The sequence below is a fragment of the Duganella sp. Leaf61 genome (genome assembly GCF_001421905.1).
Lineage (GTDB): Bacteria > Pseudomonadota > Gammaproteobacteria > Burkholderiales > Burkholderiaceae_D > Rugamonas > Rugamonas zoogloeoides.
The window spans coordinates 1-16,080 of the sequence record NZ_LMLM01000029.1 but is presented as its reverse complement, the minus strand read 5'-3'; the positions used below and the strand labels follow the sequence as shown (position 1 = coordinate 16,080).

Genomic DNA, 16,080 nt, shown 5'->3' with positions numbered 1-16,080 from the left:
TCYGTCAGGCTCCCTGTAGAAACCTTCACGCCCGAACGYCCACGAGACTTTGCTTGACTTTGCCTCGCCTAGACTGGCCCACCCCTGAGACACTGCTTCCTCCTGGGTTTCGGACTCAAAGTSGACCACCTGTCTCCCATCATCGCCTTCGAGAATGGCGAATGGACAGATCAGCTCACCGGCTCGATTTGCGTCAGCAATTGCTGCACAGTGGGCGAGAATGAAGCCCGCAAGTTCAAGTGCTTCATTTGGAACGGAAACTGGGAAGAAAGAACCGGACATTAAATACTCTTAACATGTTATTGAAGTCGCGCCGCAACTTTGCGTCGGCTGGATTTAATGGCTGTTCTTGGCCGTTCTCGGCCGTTCGTGCGAGCATAGCATATTTCCGTTGCAAAAATATTATGATCCGCCCCGATGCGGCGTTTTCGCCCCAAAGCGGTTATTTCGATTGAACGTACCTTTTCGCTTGAAGCCATGACCGTTCAAGGATGCACCTCAACTCATAGTCGTCTCCCGCAAGCACTCTCTGAGCAATCGACTCAACGAAACCATCTGGGCATTCGCCCTCGAGCAATTGGGAAAGGCATGCAGTAACCTTGTTTTGAACTTCATTGACTCTACGAAGTTGCCTCGGGTTTATCAGCTCGTCAGTGCCAGCCTCATAACTATTTCGCCCGGCAATGGTTATCTCACAACTGAGCCTAGCTAGGAAACGAATTGCTAACTCTGGAGCGACGTTTTGAATCCATTCAGTTTCAGCCAAGACCGTAGTCATCTTTCCCCCAAAGTACATTCATCTTATGTCGGCTGTTGGCCGATCTCAGCCCGCTGGTAAGGTTGGCTGATGACGGCCAGGCGGTCCATACGTGCAGCGAAAAAAAGCCCTGCGGAGGCGATAAAGAATGCTGCACCAACAGGATCGATTCTGTCCAACATTAGAACCCAAGACCAATATTCATCTTCGACGCTAATGGCCGTCGCATACACAGACAAAGCAATGCCGCCAACAAAGGCAGCACTCGCCATCGCTATTCCGACCTGGCCACTCATGTATATCCGCTTAGTCAACGAGCGAGTTGGTGTAAGTCCCCATTTTTACCAAAAGGCGATGAGAATGGCTTCTACTAATATAAGCGCCACCATCAAACCAAGCCCATGACTAAAACCAATTCTGGACCCAAGGGTATCCAGAAGCCATCCAAGCAGATAGCTAGCACCTGCTGGAGCAGCTATAAACACGTTGGGGTTTGCAATGAACATAAAGTTCCGTTATTGGCCGATATGGGAAGTTGTGTCATGCATCCCCCTTGGCGCCAAACGCCTTGTAGCGGTACGTTTGAAACTCTCCTTTGTGGGTGTATTCCTTTGCCTTTTCATTCCGTTCTTTTAGATGGTTTTTAACGTCGACACTCTTGATGTTGTAGTGCCGCTTATCTAGAAAACCGGCATTTACAAGATTTGGATGATTCATCAGTGGCGTGAGATCACCATCGCGCACATTCGTGTCTACAAATCTGAAGTCCAGAAGATTTGGCATTCTCTCCAGAAAGCGTAGGTTCTCCAGTGGTGCGCACCCATTTAAGCAAAGGACCTTCAGATGGCGAAGTTCAAAAAGGTCCTTCTTCGGGCTGAACTTTCGTGACGTATTCACATGAAGCCATTCAAGGTGATCTCCGATTTCAGAGAGCCCTGTATCACTCTCCAGTTTCAAACACCAACTGAGTTCAAGCCGCTTTATTTTGCCTAGTTTTGCTATCTCCAAGAATGACGTGATGTTTGAGAAGTTAACTTCAAGGTATTCAGCAGAGGTAATGCCCCCCAAGTCATGAAATCCTGGCTCCTTAGTCTTGAACTTCTGAATGCGGTAGTACGTGGCATCGGCTATTACCTTAGACAGGCCCTCACCGCGTTCAAAATCGATCGTCGCCAATCGGTCGGGCGGCAACCTATCCATCCATATCGTGTTGTAAGTCCAATCCATATGTCACTTTTTCAATAGAGGCAACGGCGGCTCCTGACCGTTCTCAGCCGGTCGTTCAAGCATAGCATGTTGCCGTTGCGAAAACATCATGATCTGCTCCGATGCGACGTTGTCGCCCCAAAGCGGCCATACTTATCATTCTTGATCCGACTTTTCTGGAAACGATCGCCATCCGGATAGGTGTTCCATCATCTCGGCAAGGCCACGCAAGTGCGCAGTCCGCTCGTCTTCCGGCAGTGTGCGAATGATGCTATCCGCTCCATTGAGAGCCTCTCCAATGCCTTGTAGGCATCCATAAGCTTCTGCGCGGTTGAATGATCCATTTTTACCCTAACAATTTTTCTAGTTAATTACTCGACCTGATCCGAAAATCTAACGGCGGTTGTAGCCGATTGCGGACGGTCGGGGTAACATAGCATATTGCCGCGGTGAAAATACCACGACATGCCGCGAGCGAAATCGGTAGCAGATGCAGTGATGGATCGCTTAATCCACACGTCGTATCACACGCCCCTCTTCGGCGAGTCGCTTCGGCGAAACAATGCGCCAGTGCTAAAAAAAACGTAGCACTACTAGCAGGCTGCTGAAATACCTATGCGCCGCCCGGAATTTTGGCTACACAGGGTACTTCACCCCTTGGCTGTCTAAAAAAAATCGCTTGTGGCTCGTTTTACGAGGTCGGTAATTTTCGCAAGTCGGGCGAAAAACAGTATTTCAGCAGCCTGCTAGGCCCAAGAAATAAGTTTGCTCCAACTAGCGATGAGATGATGCTGTAGCGACCGTCTCGCTGTGACACAGAGGAGCTTTTTCTTTAATAGCCAACTTGCTTGCCAAGTACAGGGAATCTCCTTCGGAGGGGTTTAAGGAAAGACGGCGCGGGAATCGAAGAAATTAATTGCGTGGTCAGCCAGCCGGGTTGCTATAATGAAATCACTTCATCCGAGCGCCGTCTCGGCCCTATCATTATTGGAGTGCAAATGAGCCAGTATCTTTTGAGCTTTGCCAAGGATAACTTGGCTGGAAAGTCAGATGCCTATCTTGCGCTGCTTTGGTGTATGTACAAAGGGCGACAGGATAAAGGTAGATATTCAGACCACATTAAGGTTCACCTGACTTCTGGCAGCAGAGATTTGGTTATAACCAATTATCAGCGTATTGAGGTACTCTGAAATTAATGGACACTTCCATTTCATAAACTTGTCAAAGGGAGTGAAAACATGAAATCACCAACATACACGCCGGAATTCCGGGCCGAGGCGGTCAAACTGGTACTGGCGCAGGGATTGACGATAGAGGAAGCGGCGCAGCGCATCGCGATGCCCAAAGGGACGTTGGCCAACTGGGTAAGCGCGGCCAAGCGCGGCACGGCCCCTAAGGCGCCGCCGGGGAGCCGCAGCGTCGCCGAGCTGGAGTCTGCGGCCCGTGCTGCCCATCGTGGGGGTTGGCCAGGGAGCGGCCGGCTTCATAGCGCCAGCGGCGGCTCAACCGGCGTGACAGCCGTGCCGTTCGGCTGGCGCGACGGTTGAAAGCGGCGGTCCTTCACTTCATGTGGTCTGCATGCAGGCCGGCACAGTCTGGACATGACGGCAGCGTCAACCGGCCGCCGGGCCGAGCCCGCAGGGCCGAGACCCGGTTTGCCGGGGCTCGGTTCACGAGAGACCTGGGTTTCGGCCCCGGCCATCGCAACGGGCATTGCTGCGCCAGGTTGCCTGCACGTCGATGTGCACGACTTGACCGCATGCCGTTGCCGCGTCCAGCGGCAGCAGCACATGCCCTGTAACTCCTTGTAATTTATGCCTAAAATATTGCACCAGGTTCACATCGCCTGTATAGTTTACGCAGGCCACCGAATTCATTTCCCGCCTCCCCCACCACCTCATCATCCGCAATATCGAAATGCAATTGTTGCATTACGAGAATATAGATCAATTAATATGCCGAGCAATTTTTCTGCGCCTCGTATGGTGATACGACTCGCTATCATGTTCATTTGTGTGAGAGAAGCCAGCGCGCAAACGCACGTGCAAACGACGGCGGACGAACTGGCGATGCAGCCTTGGACTGTTGCTGGCTACGGCAGCGCCGGGCTGGTCCATTCCAGCGAGCGCAACGCGGACTTTACGTCCAATGTCATCAACCCGGGCCGCGCCGGATTTTCCAGGCGCACCAGCTATGACGTCGATAGCCGGCTGGCGGGCCAGATTAACTACGAATCGCACGCCAACTGGTCGGCAGTACTGCAGGTCATTGCCGAGCGCAACCTCGACCGCGATTTTTCCCCGCGCGTCGAATGGGCAAACATAAAATACCGCTACTCTCCGGAACTCAGCATTCGCATCGGCCGCACAGCGCTGCCGATATTTTTATTGGGCGATTATCGCAAGGCTAGTTATGCATTGCCATGGGTGCGTCCACCGGTCGAGGTCTATGGAGGACTGCCGGTGTCCAACAGCGACGGCATTGATGTCAGCTACAGCTGGCGTGCAGGGGGATTGAAAAACGTCACGCAAGGCTCCTTCGGGCGGACCCGCGTGCGGGTGGGCGGTTCGGCTCACGCCAATGCCAGGCAACTGACCGGTATCTCCAACACCACGACCACCGACAACCTGACGGTGCGCGCCAGCGTGATGACCGCCACGCTCACAGTCGATATCGCCAAGCCGCTGTTTGACGTCTTCGATCAATTCGGACCGGCGGGCGCCGCTTTGTCTGACCGCTACGACGTGTCGGACAAGCGCACGTCGATCGCAGCGGTCGGATTCACGTACGATACCGGTTCCTGGTTCCTGATGGGGGAAACCGGCCGGATGAACGCCAGATCGTATCTCGGCAACAAATCGGTGGCTTATCTGAGCAGCGGTTACCGCTGGAACGCGTTCACACCGTTCGTCACCTACTCCCGCGCCAAGTCGCATCAGCCGTTGTTCGATGCCGGGCTGCCCGCGTCGTCGTATCCGGCGTCGATGGTGCCGCTGGCCATCGGTCTCAATGAGCAGCTCAACGGACTGCTGCGCACCATCACCGCGCAGCATACGGTCAGCACCGGCGTGCGCTGGGACTTTGCCCGCGACTACAGCCTGAAGCTGCAATACGACCGTCTGCGCCCGGAGGGATTGAGCAATGGAACACTGATCAACGTCCAGCCTGGCTTCAGATCCGGACACCCGGTCCATGTGGTGAGCACCATGCTCGACTTCGTTTTCTGACGGTGGCGCAATGAACTTGTATAACACACCATTGCTGACATCGCTGCTGGCACTGACGCTCGGTCTGACTTGCACCACCGCGTCGGCGGAACTGGTCGTCATCGTCTCAGCGAAGCGCGCGCCGCTGACGCTCAATTCCGGGCAGGTTTCCGATATTTTTCTCGCCCAGACCGAGCGCTTTCCGAACGGCGACAGTGTCACGCCGCTGGACCTGTCGATCGACTCGCCGCTACGCGACCAGTTCTATAACAAGGTCAGCGCGAAGTCGCCCGCGCTGCTGCGCGCCTACTGGACCAAGATGGTCTTCACCGGGCGCGGACTGCCGCCGAGGGAAATGGCAACCAGCGTGGCCATGCGGCGCCTGGTCGCCGCCAATCCATCGCTGATCGGCTATATCGACAGCGCCGCACTGGACGACAGCGTCCAGATCGTATTAGTCGTGAGTAAATAACATGCTGCCTGCGAAGGTTGGCAATGCCAGCCTGGAGATGTTCGCCCAACGCGCCGAGGTACGGCTGTCGATCGCCATGCCTTTGTTTGCGCTGGTGTTACTCGTGCTTATCTGGGGCGCGACCTTTCACTTCATCCGCATCGAGCACGACAACACGGTGCGCGCGGTCGAAGCATCCCTTGCCGACCTGATCGACACTTACGAGGCGCAAATTGCGCGCAACGTGGGCGGCATTGAGCAAACCCTCAAGACCGTCAACTATGCCGTCAAACTGAACGGCACTGCAAACGCCTTGCAGGCAATGAAAAGCGAGGACCTACTGCCCCCGGCGATTGTTTTTGCAGTCAGTATCATCGACAGCAACGGCAACGTGGTGGCAGGCAGTCCGTCTGCCACAGCTACGGCCATGTCGGCGCAACCGTTTTTCAGGCATCACCGCCAGGACACGACGGACCGGGTGTTTGTCAGTGGCGCGCCCGGTGCGGACCAGCACCACGGGGCGGTTCAGTTTACCAAGCGCCTGACCGACAGCGCCGGGCAATTCAGCGGCGTTGCCATGCTGACGGTTGACGCCGGATATTTCACCGCGGCCTACGAAACGTCGCGCCTAGGTAGGCACGGCATGCTGGCGCTGCTGGACCAGGACGGCGCCATGCTGGCGTCGAGAATCGGCGACAACATGGCGCTGCCGTCCGCCCCCGACGCCATCGAGCGCTACACCGCCACGCGCCGCATCGGCCGGTTGCACGTGAACGCTATCGTTGGGCTGGGAAAAGCGGAGCAACTGACGGCCTTCAACGCGCGCCGACTCACCTACCTGTGGCAGGCCGGGGGTGCCACGGTGATTGTGCTGGTCATGCTCGCCGCGTTCTGGGCATGGAACCGGCAAGGCGCTAAGACCCGCCGCAGCATCCGGCTGGCGCAGCAAACCTACGAAGCCGCATCGGAAAGCAACCGCGATGCCTTTTTCGTCCTGCACAGCGTGGTCGATCAAGCCAACGCGATCACCGACTTTCGCATCTCGGCAGTCAACCGGCAGGCAGAAGCGATGACCGGCGTTGACCGCCAGCGTCTGCGCACCACCTCGCTGCGGGGCCTGATGCCGGAGGCTGTTTCGAACGGCATTTTCGACAGGCTGGCGCGGGCTGCAACCCAGGGGGGCGTGCACGAAAAGGAAATCATGAATACGCTCGACCAGTTCAAGGGCGCCTGGTTTCATGAACAGCTGATCGGCGTGGAAGGCGGCGTCATTGCCATCGTGCGCGATGTCAGCGAGCGCAAGGCTGCGGAAGAAAAAATTCTGCACATGGCCCAGCACGATGCGTTGACGGGCTTGCCCAATCGCACGCTGCTGCAGTCGCGGATCGAACACGCGGTGGCGCATGCTACCCGCCGCGACGGCATGGTCGTGGTGTCGTTCATCGACCTTGATAATTTCAAGATGGTCAACGATTGCCTGGGCCATGGCGCCGGCGATATCCTGCTCGCGGAAATCGCCGGCCGCATGCGCAGCGGTCTGCGCCGCCAAGATACGCTCGGGCGTTTCGGTGGCGACGAGTTCGTGATGGTACTGCCGGCACGGCGCGACCAGCTCGATCAATGCCTCGCCCTGCTTGACCGCGTCACCGCCGGTGTCAGGCAAACCGTCCACATCGAGGGCCACGCAGTTCAGATCAGTTGCAGTACCGGCGTCGCGGTGTTTCCCCGCGACGGCAATAACGCCGCTTCCCTGCTGACCCGCGCGGACGTTGCCATGTACAGCGCCAAGGCCTCGGGCAAGAATCAGTGCCATTTTTACGCGGACAGCATGAACGCCAATGCGGAAAACAAGCTGGCGATGGTAGCCAGCTTGCGTACCGCCGTGGAGGAACACCAGTTCCGCGTGGTGTACCAGCCGAAGTTCAATATCAGGTCCGGCGCCATTTTTGGCGTGGAAGCGCTGGTGCGCTGGGATCATCCGACCGACGGCCCGGTCTCGCCAGCCGACTTTATTCCACTGGCCGAGGAAAGCGGCATCATCGTCGACATCGGGCGCTGGGTCATGCATACGGCGTGTGCCCAGAGTATGGCCTGGCAGCACGCGGGGCTGCCGCCGCTGGTCATGTCGGTCAACGTCTCGCCGCGCCAGTTCGACGATGCTGAACTGTTGACCGATATTGCCGCGACCCTGCTCGACACCGGCTTGCCGGCCGGCTTGCTGGAACTTGAAATCACCGAAAGCCTGATCATGCGCGATCTCGATGGCGCCGTCGCCACCATGCGCGAGCTTCAGAAAATGGGGCTGCGATTGTCGATCGACGATTTCGGTACCGGCTATTCCAGTCTCTCATCGCTAAAATCTTTTCCCATCACGACTCTCAAGATCGATCAATCGTTTGTTCGCGACCTGGGCACCAAGGCGGAAGACCAGGCAATTGCCCGCGCCATCATCGCCCTGGCGCATGAGCTAAAGCTGCGCGTGATTGCCGAGGGCGTGGAAACCGACGCGCAGCTGGACTTCCTGCGCGCCAGCGGCTGCGACGAGGTGCAAGGCTATCTCCTCGCCCGCCCGGCGTCTCCGGACGTGATTGAAACGCTGTTGCAAGCGCAGGCCGCAGCAGCCATTTGAACTGGCACAAGCCGTTTTGCGATGGCAGTCACTAGGCAGCCGGTTTCCCTTGGTCATGGTGACGGTGGGTGTGATGGTGGGTCGCGCACTGGGCATCGTCGTCGGCAAACGCGCGGAGCTGATCGGCGGACTGGTACTCATTGCCATCGGCAGCACGATCTTATATGAGCATCTGTCTGGCACCGGCATGTGAGGCCGCAGCCAGACCGAATTTGAGCAATACTGCTCAAAAATGCCAGCGTCCGATAACACCGCGCTATGCGCGGCACGCTGGATATCTGGCGTCACGAAACGAGTTTGTAAAGCATTACCGCTGATGAACTGGTCGAGAGCCGTTCGAGATGCAACAAATGAGGATGCTCTGAGCACATGGAGATCAAGGCGCCTATGCGCAACGGTACGGAAATGAGTCATCTCAAGAACAACACTGTGGCAGAACTGCCCCCCAGCACGTCCGAACTGCGCACAGCGATATGTTCAGATTACCGTTGGGGATGTAGGCTCTCGCTCAGTGCAAGTGTTTATTGCTTGCAGCTCAGGAAAACCGTAAACCACATAGTGCTTAACCTGCGTCGGGCCAACGCATTATTGAGAATTTGACTCAGATCGCAGGAAGTTGCACAGCCATGACAGTACCACGACGGTCAGAGGAATGCGCGGTAACTGTCCCACCGTAGCGCTCGACTGTTTCCTTGACGATCGCCAGTCCAAGACCGGCCCCTTGGCCAGCATGATGGTCTCCGCGGACAAAACGTTTGAAGACGTGCGGCAAAAGCTCTGCAGAAATGCCAGGACCGGTATCGCTCACGCTGATTGTCACACGCGTTGGGCCAGCGTCTGCCGCGACATGGATCGCGCCATTGCGCGGAGTAAATTTCAAGGCGTTACTGATCAGGTTGCCGATCACTTGTTCGAACTGCGCCTGGTGGAAGCGAATCCGCACTCCCTGCGCCTCGCACGCTATCGTCAAAACAATGCCGGCACGCTCGGCCAGGGGGCGAAGCAAATCAACGATATCATTCAACAGAGGACAGACCGCTACCTCCTCTCCATTGACCGCTGCCCCCGTTTCCATCCTGGCGACATCGAGCACCGAGGTGACGAGACGTTCAATCGAATCGGCGGAACGCTGGCTGCGCGCGATCAATGTCTGGCGCTGCTCGCCACTCAAATCCTCTCTCATGGCGAGCATTTGCAGCGACATCTTGATCACGGCGAGCGGCGTACGAATATCATGGGAGACGACATGCACCATACTCTGCCGCTCTTCGTTGAGCTGTTCCGCCAACGCCCGCGCAGCCTGCTCCTTGACAAAGGCACGTTGGAGATCCAGCGCAAGTATGCTGTTACGCAACTCCATGATGGCTTCGATTTCAACTTTTTTCCAAGGTACAGCGGTCCCCTCCACCACTTCCACCCAGGATTTGAACGAGAAGCGCGGGTGAAGGCGAAAGACATCGGCATCAAGCTTGACGCTCTTGGACGGCTGCCCCGCCCAGACGATAGAGGCAGCAACCTCGGGCCTGAACCACAGAATGAAGTTTCGGGGGCTTTTAGGAATTGACAGGGCTACCAGCCCGCTGGCTTTGTCCTTGTAGGCTTTGGCAGGCGCAAATACCTTGCTCAGGCAATCAGTCGCAAACACCGAACCGTCGTGCCGTTCGACCAGCCAATCCACCAGCACTTCGATTTCCTCAACAGTGGGCGTGTTACCAATCACAGTCCAGGCATGGTCAAAATACACTGCCGCTGCCGCACCGCCGGCGCCAGCGATGTCAAGCAGGGTTGGTGCATATTTAAACAAGCCATCAACCAGATCCTCCTCCCGTTCCATCAGAGCCAATAGGCGTCGGTGGGTGTCGGCCAATTGCGCTCGGTAGCGCTGGTCTTCCATCGCTATCTTGACGACCAACTGCGAGGAGACAAGCTGCGCAACCAGCACTGCTGCGAGCCGGTGGTCCACGCCAATTTGCCGCGGCGAGGCATGATGGCACGCCACCAGTCCCCACAGCTTCCCTTCGCTAATCAAAGGCATGGTTAGTGTTGCCGCCACGCCCATGTTGCGCAGGTATTCGATGTGTATCGGAGAGACGCTGCGCAGGTAGGATTGCCCCAAGTTGAGCGGTGCACCGTCATGAAAATTGGTCTGGGGGACAATCGGGACCGGCTGGTAGCCAATGTCCGGAATCATGCGCAGCCAGTTGTTGAGAAAAATCGCCCTCGCCTGCGGTGGAATATCGGACGAAGGAAAAAAATGGTAGAGGTAGGAATGCATTCCCTCCTCGCGCGACTCGGCAACCACATGCCCATGCCACTCCTCGGTAAACTGATAGATCATCACCCGGTCGAACCCAGTGATCGCGCGAATCTGCTCGGCGGCGACCGCAACAAGTTGATGCTGGGACGTGGTGGACTGGACGCCGCGCACCGCAACGCGCACCTGCTGCTGAAGCCTCGACAGCGAACGCGCCACTGTTGTCCGCTCGCCCTCACGCTCGAGTTCCAGAATACAGCCGCCATCGCTGGCATGTGCATACGCAGTCCATCCTTGAATGTCGCCATCGACACCCATCACTGCCACGCTGTGCGGAGCAGCTTCCTTGAGGTCAGGCTGGTCCAAATAGGTCCGCAGCGCGGCTGCATCCTCCGCCGACAGGTACGCGGCCATGGACGATGCCACCAGCTTATCCGGATGGACGCCAAATACTTCACCGGCATTCGCGCTGACGTTGCGAATCAACAGCGACGGCACATCAATACACACCAGCACGCCGTACGGCTGGATCGAGCCTGGAATATGGATTGGTTCGCGCGCGCAGAGTTCCATCAGCGCGGTGATATCGGCAGTCTGCATACGAGATATTGGGTAAAAGGAATAAGCGTCAAATATCAACCATATTACATCAGCAACGCTGAGATCGCGCACTGTATTGACGAGGCTGCTTTTCAAAGTGCACCAGTTGCCACATGCCCCGCTTTTTAGTGACACATTTTGAAGCCGGGTGAAAATACCGACAACCACACCGCTCCGGCACGTCGTGACATAAGGATGCAACGCGGCGTTTTGTGACGTGCTTAACGTTGTGCAAGACGTTTCCATGAGAGGCTGTCACGCAGCGCTGCCGCAAGGCATTCTTGCGGCGAATTACCAAGCGATCGCGCCGACTGTACGCGATGTGAAATGAAATTATGGAGCTCTGGAGCTTGAATGGGCCGCAGCAGTGTGAGCAAAAACGATGGCGATTTATCCGAGGCGCTGACCGAGGCAGCCGGCACTCAACGCGTCATGCTAGCCGAGTCGCCCAGCAAAAAATACTTTCAACATTTGAGGAATTAAACAAGTGACTTCACGCATTCCAACCGGCATCCCCGAACTCGATGCGGTCTTGCGCGGCGGCTTGCTCGCCCGCCGCCTCCATCTGCTTGAAGGACGTCCAGGGTCCGGAAAGACAACCATCGGTATGCGTTTCCTGATCGCCGGCGTCGCGCAGCAGAAGACGTGTTTGTACGTAACCCTGTCAGAGACCGAAGAAGAATTGCAGGGCACCGCCGAAAGCCACGGCTGGACATTAACCGGCATCGAGCTGTTTGCACCGGATTTGGTTTCACCGCATGAATATGGAGAGCAGACCATCATGCTGCCAAGCGATGCCGAGTTGTCACGGCTGATCGACACGATCGCCACGCGCGTTGAAACGAGCAAAGCCGAGTTGGTCGTCATTGACTCCATGGCCGAGATCCGGCTGCTGGCGCACGACAGCTCACATTATCGTCGCCAGATCATCGCGCTGCGCGACCGCCTGGCGCGCGCAGGCGCAACCGTTCTGCTGCTTGACGATCTGACCTCCATCAATCACGAATACGAGCTGCAAAGCGCCGTGCATGCCGCCATTACGCTCGAGCAGCGTGAGCAGCCATATGGTGCCGTCCGTCGAGTGCTGAAAATCGTCAAGCTGCGGGGCGGAGATTATCAGAGCGGCACCCACGATTTTGCGATCGAGAAGAGCGAGATCCTGGTGTTTCCCAGCCTGATCGCTGAAGAACATCGCCGCGACTACTCACCTGCTGCGTTGACCAGCGGTGTTGCAGGCCTGGACGACATCATGGGCGGCGGAATCATGGATGGCACGTCCACCATGATTATCGGCCCCACTGGGGTCGGCAAGACCACCATGGCGCTGCAATACGCACTGTCTGCGGTACACCATGGCGGCAAGGCTGCCTACTTCGTGCTGGACGAAGCCGAGCTGACTCTGCGTTCGCGGATGATCGACCGATTTGCTTTTGACGGAGCCAATGGAGACCACAACGGCCTCTTGATTTCCCGCATTAACCCATCGCGCATTTCCGCCGGTGCTTTCGTGTGGAAGGTGCGGCGGCGGGTGGAGGACGACAAGGTGCGTGTGGTAATCATTGACAGCATTAACTCCTATCTCACATTGATCCGCGAAGAACGCACGCTACAGCTCCAGATGAACGAACTGTTTTGCTATCTGGCCAACATGGGTGTGATTGCCATCATCGTTGGCGCGCACTCTGCCCCGCTGGATACGACACGGGAGCCCGATGCCCTCTCCATCATCACCGACAACATCATATCGCTGAGCTACGTGGAAGACGGCAGCGTTATCAAGCAGGCGGTATCTGTCTTGAAAAAACGCCACGGCCCGCACAGCCGTGACATAAGGTCATTCCGTCTGGTCGAAGAAGGTTTCACCGTCGGCGCAAGGTTGACCCGCAGCGCAGACGTTGCTGGCCAAACGGATGGCCAGTGACATGCACGTCGCCTTGTACGCGCCATTGGGACGGGATGCCAGCGTGCTGTGCGCACTGCTGGAGTCAGTCGCCCTGCAACCGATGGTTTGCACCAGCGCAGCTGCGTTCACCGCCGCACTCAATGAAGACGCCATGCTTGCCATCGCGACCGAAGAAGGGCTCACGCGCTGTTCGGCCGAGCTCCTGGCGCAGCAATTGAAGCGCCAGCCCTTGTGGTCAAATATTCCCATCATTGCGCTTGCCGACGCCAATGCGTTGCTGCCCGGCGGCGCGACGACTGTTCTGGAGCGGCTAGGCGGCATTACGTTGATCACGCGTCCGCTGCGCCAGGAAGTGTTGACCCTGGCGGTGCGCTCAGCGCGCCGTACACGTTTGCTGCAACTGCAAGTACGTGACCAGTTGGAGCAGCTGAGCCAGCACACGGTTGAGCTGGAGGCCCGTGTGGATGAACGCACTGCCGCCCTGGCACTGGAAGTACACGAGCGGCGCCAAATCGAGACGTCGCTGATGGAAGCGCGCCGGCTGGAATCGCTGGGGCGGCTTACAGGCGGCGTAGCGCATGACTTCAACAATCTTCTACAAGTTATCGTTGGTGCGACCCAGCTTCTGCAATTGGTCAGCCGCGAAGCGCCCGCGCTTCAAAAGCCGATCGCCAGCATCAATCGCGCCGCCGAACAGGGTGCACGGTTGACGCAACAGTTGCTGTCGTTCGCGCGCCGCCAGCCGATGCAGATCACCGATGTTCGCCTCAATGAGCACGTACTCTCTCTCGCTCAGCTACTGCGTCACTCGCTCGGACGCGACGTGCAGCTTCAAATCGAGACAGGGGATCATCTCAAGCTTGTACGGACCGACCTGGCGCAACTGGAGATTGCTTTGCTCAACCTTGTCATTAACGCGCGCGATGCGATGCCCGATGGGGGTACCGCAACACTGGCAGTACAGAATATCAATTTACCTGACCCTGCTTTGCCTGAACTGGCGACATTGACGGGCGAGTACGTGCAGATCGCGCTGCGCGACGAAGGCCACGGCATGACGGAAGCGGTTGCCCAACAGGCGTTCGAACCGTTTTTCACCACCAAACCGCTGGGCAAGGGAACTGGCCTGGGCCTGTCACAGGTGTACGGCTTTGCCCAGCAAAGCGGTGGCGCAACTTTTTTACGAACTGCCTCGACGGGAACGACCGTGGGAATTCTGCTGCCGGCGAGTTCGTCGCAGCCCGCCGATCAACCTGCTGATTCAGGCAAAACCGTGCCAGAGTTAAGCGACAAAAGTCTGGATGGACTGCGCGTGCTCTGCGTGGAAGACGACCCGTCTGTCGCTGCCGTAGCATTGGCCCTGCTGTCGTCGCTGGGATGCGAGGTATGCTGTGCCCACAGCGCGGACGAAGCTCTGCGAAGCGACTTCACCGAAATTGACCTGGTGTTTTCCGATGTCCGTATGCCCGGCTCGATGGACGGCCTCGAAATGGCCCGCCACTTGATCCAACAATATCCTTTGCTGCCGATCGTGCTGACCAGCGGCTTCATCGAAGAACCGAAGCGGCTCGACGGTTTGGAGCTGGAATTCGTTCGCAAGCCTTACACCACTTCGACAGTGATTGCCGGCATCTGCGCCGCACTTGCCAGCCGTGGCGGCGCCGCAAACGCAAAGCATTAACCAATTTACATTCAAATGCCTGGCATAAATAGACGCTGCGTCGCATGTTAGCATCCGTCGCATGCGTACAGCCGTTGCGAGCATCGCTGCCGCTCGAACCTCACCCGTCCCTGAAACAAACTGTAGCCAGGCACGCCAACGTTGAAAGCGACGGTCCGTCACTTCAGGTGGTCTGCATGTAGGCCGGCACAGTCTGGACATGACGGCAGCGTCAACCGGCCGCCGGGCCGAGACCCATCCGGAGCTCGGTTCACGAGAGACCGGGGGTTCGGCCCCGGCCATCGCACCGGCCCCTGCTGCGCCAGGTTGACTGCCCCCCACAGTGAGACAGGTGCGGCCCTCGCTCCGGGACATTGCTGGTGCGACTGGCGCAGGCGCGTGGCAGATGCCCTGGCAAGTTCCCGTTACCGGTACGCGTCACCACTGATGGACAGGCACCCGGGCCTGCTAAGGCTCAAAACGACTGACAAGCTCGGTGGGATCATATCGCCAGGGTCGGCTTCGGTCGGAGAGTTACCGATGATGCCCTAGGCACATGATGGAATGAAGCAGGTTCCGGTGGCCTCACAGGCGCCATTGAACATGCCGGGCGCGCAGCGCTGACGCCCCCTGAACTGACAGTACAAACAGACCTTGGCTGAGCAGGTGTGGACACACCGCTGGCCCTGCATGCACCAGTACCGGCAGCACGGACAGCGGCACGATAGTCCCAACCGTCCGACCAGGACAGCGACCAGAAGAACCGGCGAGCAAACCATGTTGATACGAATTTACAGGGTGGACGAGAATTCACAGAAGACATTGATGGCAGAGCTGCAGGTGGACGCGCTGCGGCTGATGCTCCTTGCCGAGGATCGCGAGGAGAACACCGGGCGCCGAAGGCATGTCTGGGCAGCCGGCGCCGTGCCCTTCTTCGCTCAGGAATTGTGGAAGGCGATACAAACAGGCCAGCCGCGCGAGCGCCAGAATCTGCAAGCGACCAATGTCGCCATCTCGGCGTGGCTGCACGACTCGATCTACGTCGGGGTAACACCCGAACAATTTGTGCGGTCCGATCTGACCTTCGGGCTGCTGCCCGATGGTGCGGTTAAGTGCGAGCGGGTCATGAAGGTCGCATGTGTATCCACCCGAGGTAAAGCAGCCCGATAGTTTGGTAAGCGCCCTTCCCGAGCATCGAGGATCGGAACAGCTTTAAGCGGTGCAACAGGCCATCTGGTCGCGATCACCAATCGCACGATGCGATTGTCAACGGCGATTGAAAACTGATACAGAGGGGATGCGGACCTTTTCTTGGACTGGTTTACATCGTTAAACCCAAGCTTTCACGATACTCGATCGGACTCAGATAGCCAAGAGAGCTCTTGATGCGCTTTTCGTTGTACCAGCGAATGTA

The 16,080-nt window shown here is 57.5% G+C and carries 12 protein-coding genes and 2 pseudogenes; 9 read left to right on the top strand and 5 right to left on the bottom strand.

What is annotated here, in order from left to right; all coding sequences use genetic code 11:
- Nucleotides 1-801: 801 nt before the first annotated feature.
- The 3 genes from ASF04_RS18235 to ASF04_RS18230 are packed head-to-tail and all read right to left on the bottom strand — an operon-like array spanning nucleotide 802 to nucleotide 1,984.
- Nucleotides 802-1,053 (bottom strand): hypothetical protein, encoded by a 252-nt coding sequence (locus ASF04_RS18235; protein WP_156368697.1) that lies wholly within the window; start codon nucleotides 1,051-1,053, stop codon nucleotides 802-804.
- A 45-nt stretch (nucleotides 1,054-1,098) separates the two neighbouring features.
- Nucleotides 1,099-1,263, bottom strand: coding sequence for a hypothetical protein (locus ASF04_RS27585; RefSeq protein ID WP_156368696.1), 165 nt, complete (start codon nucleotides 1,261-1,263; stop codon nucleotides 1,099-1,101).
- Nucleotides 1,264-1,297: 34 nt separating this feature from the next.
- Entirely contained in the window at nucleotides 1,298-1,984 is a 687-nt protein-coding gene (locus ASF04_RS18230; protein WP_056144814.1) for a hypothetical protein, read from the bottom strand.
- A 977-nt stretch (nucleotides 1,985-2,961) separates the two neighbouring features.
- On the opposite strand from ASF04_RS18230, the gene ASF04_RS26945 reads away from it, so the two are divergent.
- The 6 genes and pseudogenes from ASF04_RS26945 to ASF04_RS26940 all read left to right on the top strand — a co-directional run.
- Nucleotides 2,962-3,153 carry a hypothetical protein gene (locus ASF04_RS26945; protein ID WP_200931114.1) on the top strand — a complete coding sequence of 64 codons (192 nt, stop codon included), beginning with the start codon at nucleotides 2,962-2,964 and terminating at the stop codon, nucleotides 3,151-3,153.
- A 48-nt stretch (nucleotides 3,154-3,201) separates the two neighbouring features.
- Nucleotides 3,202-3,399, top strand: a pseudogene (locus ASF04_RS28300) (transposase); the annotation flags it as partial.
- Between the two features lie 546 nt (nucleotides 3,400-3,945).
- Complete coding sequence (locus tag ASF04_RS18220) at nucleotides 3,946-5,190, top strand: hypothetical protein (RefSeq protein WP_229205106.1); 1,245 nt, start codon at nucleotides 3,946-3,948, stop codon at nucleotides 5,188-5,190.
- A gap of 10 nt (nucleotides 5,191-5,200) precedes the next feature.
- Entirely contained in the window at nucleotides 5,201-5,641 is a 441-nt protein-coding gene (locus ASF04_RS18215) for a hypothetical protein (RefSeq protein WP_056144805.1), read from the top strand.
- A 1-nt stretch (nucleotide 5,642) separates the two neighbouring features.
- Nucleotides 5,643-8,249, top strand: coding sequence for an EAL domain-containing protein (locus ASF04_RS18210; RefSeq protein ID WP_056144803.1), 2,607 nt, complete (start codon nucleotides 5,643-5,645; stop codon nucleotides 8,247-8,249).
- A 55-nt stretch (nucleotides 8,250-8,304) separates the two neighbouring features.
- Nucleotides 8,305-8,442: pseudogene (locus ASF04_RS26940) on the top strand (manganese efflux pump); the annotation flags it as partial.
- 408 nt (nucleotides 8,443-8,850) lie between these two features.
- On the opposite strand, the gene ASF04_RS18205 reads toward ASF04_RS26940, so the two are convergent.
- Entirely contained in the window at nucleotides 8,851-11,271 is a 2,421-nt protein-coding gene (locus ASF04_RS18205) for an ATP-binding protein (protein ID WP_162241457.1), read from the bottom strand.
- Between the two features lie 319 nt (nucleotides 11,272-11,590).
- Here ASF04_RS18205 and ASF04_RS18200 point away from each other — a divergent pair, with 319 nt between their 5' ends.
- The 3 genes from ASF04_RS18200 to ASF04_RS18190 all read left to right on the top strand — a co-directional run bounded on the left by ASF04_RS18200 (nucleotide 11,591) and on the right by ASF04_RS18190 (nucleotide 15,836).
- Nucleotides 11,591-13,024 carry an ATPase domain-containing protein gene (locus ASF04_RS18200; protein ID WP_162241456.1) on the top strand — a complete coding sequence of 478 codons (1,434 nt, stop codon included), beginning with the start codon at nucleotides 11,591-11,593 and terminating at the stop codon, nucleotides 13,022-13,024.
- A 1-nt stretch (nucleotide 13,025) separates the two neighbouring features.
- The gene (locus ASF04_RS18195; protein ID WP_162241455.1) at nucleotides 13,026-14,687 is read left to right on the top strand and encodes a response regulator; all 1,662 of its coding nucleotides are present in this window, start codon (nucleotides 13,026-13,028) and stop codon (nucleotides 14,685-14,687) included.
- A gap of 804 nt (nucleotides 14,688-15,491) precedes the next feature.
- Nucleotides 15,492-15,836 (top strand): hypothetical protein, encoded by a 345-nt coding sequence (locus ASF04_RS18190; RefSeq protein ID WP_156368695.1) that lies wholly within the window; start codon nucleotides 15,492-15,494, stop codon nucleotides 15,834-15,836.
- Between the two features lie 151 nt (nucleotides 15,837-15,987).
- Here ASF04_RS18190 and ASF04_RS26935 read toward each other — a convergent pair.
- The coding region (locus ASF04_RS26935; protein ID WP_156368535.1) for an IS3 family transposase at nucleotides 15,988-16,080 on the bottom strand (93 nt) is incomplete at its 5' end.

Excerpts from the sequence above, each read along its gene's own strand:
- ASF04_RS18235 (WP_156368697.1), bottom strand. The coding sequence starts at position 1,053 with ATGAGTGGCCAGGTCGGAATAGCGATGGCGAGTGCTGCCTTTGTTGGC.
- ASF04_RS27585 (WP_156368696.1), bottom strand. The coding sequence starts at position 1,263 with ATGTTCATTGCAAACCCCAACGTGTTTATAGCTGCTCCAGCAGGTGCT.
- ASF04_RS18230 (WP_056144814.1), bottom strand. The coding sequence starts at position 1,984 with ATGGATTGGACTTACAACACGATATGGATGGATAGGTTGCCGCCCGAC.
- ASF04_RS26945 (WP_200931114.1), top strand. The coding sequence starts at position 2,962 with ATGAGCCAGTATCTTTTGAGCTTTGCCAAGGATAACTTGGCTGGAAAG.
- ASF04_RS18220 (WP_229205106.1), top strand. The coding sequence starts at position 3,946 with ATGGTGATACGACTCGCTATCATGTTCATTTGTGTGAGAGAAGCCAGC.
- ASF04_RS18215 (WP_056144805.1), top strand. The coding sequence starts at position 5,201 with ATGAACTTGTATAACACACCATTGCTGACATCGCTGCTGGCACTGACG.
- ASF04_RS18210 (WP_056144803.1), top strand. The coding sequence starts at position 5,643 with ATGCTGCCTGCGAAGGTTGGCAATGCCAGCCTGGAGATGTTCGCCCAA.
- ASF04_RS18195 (WP_162241455.1), top strand. The coding sequence starts at position 13,026 with ATGCACGTCGCCTTGTACGCGCCATTGGGACGGGATGCCAGCGTGCTG.
- ASF04_RS18190 (WP_156368695.1), top strand. The coding sequence starts at position 15,492 with ATGGCAGAGCTGCAGGTGGACGCGCTGCGGCTGATGCTCCTTGCCGAG.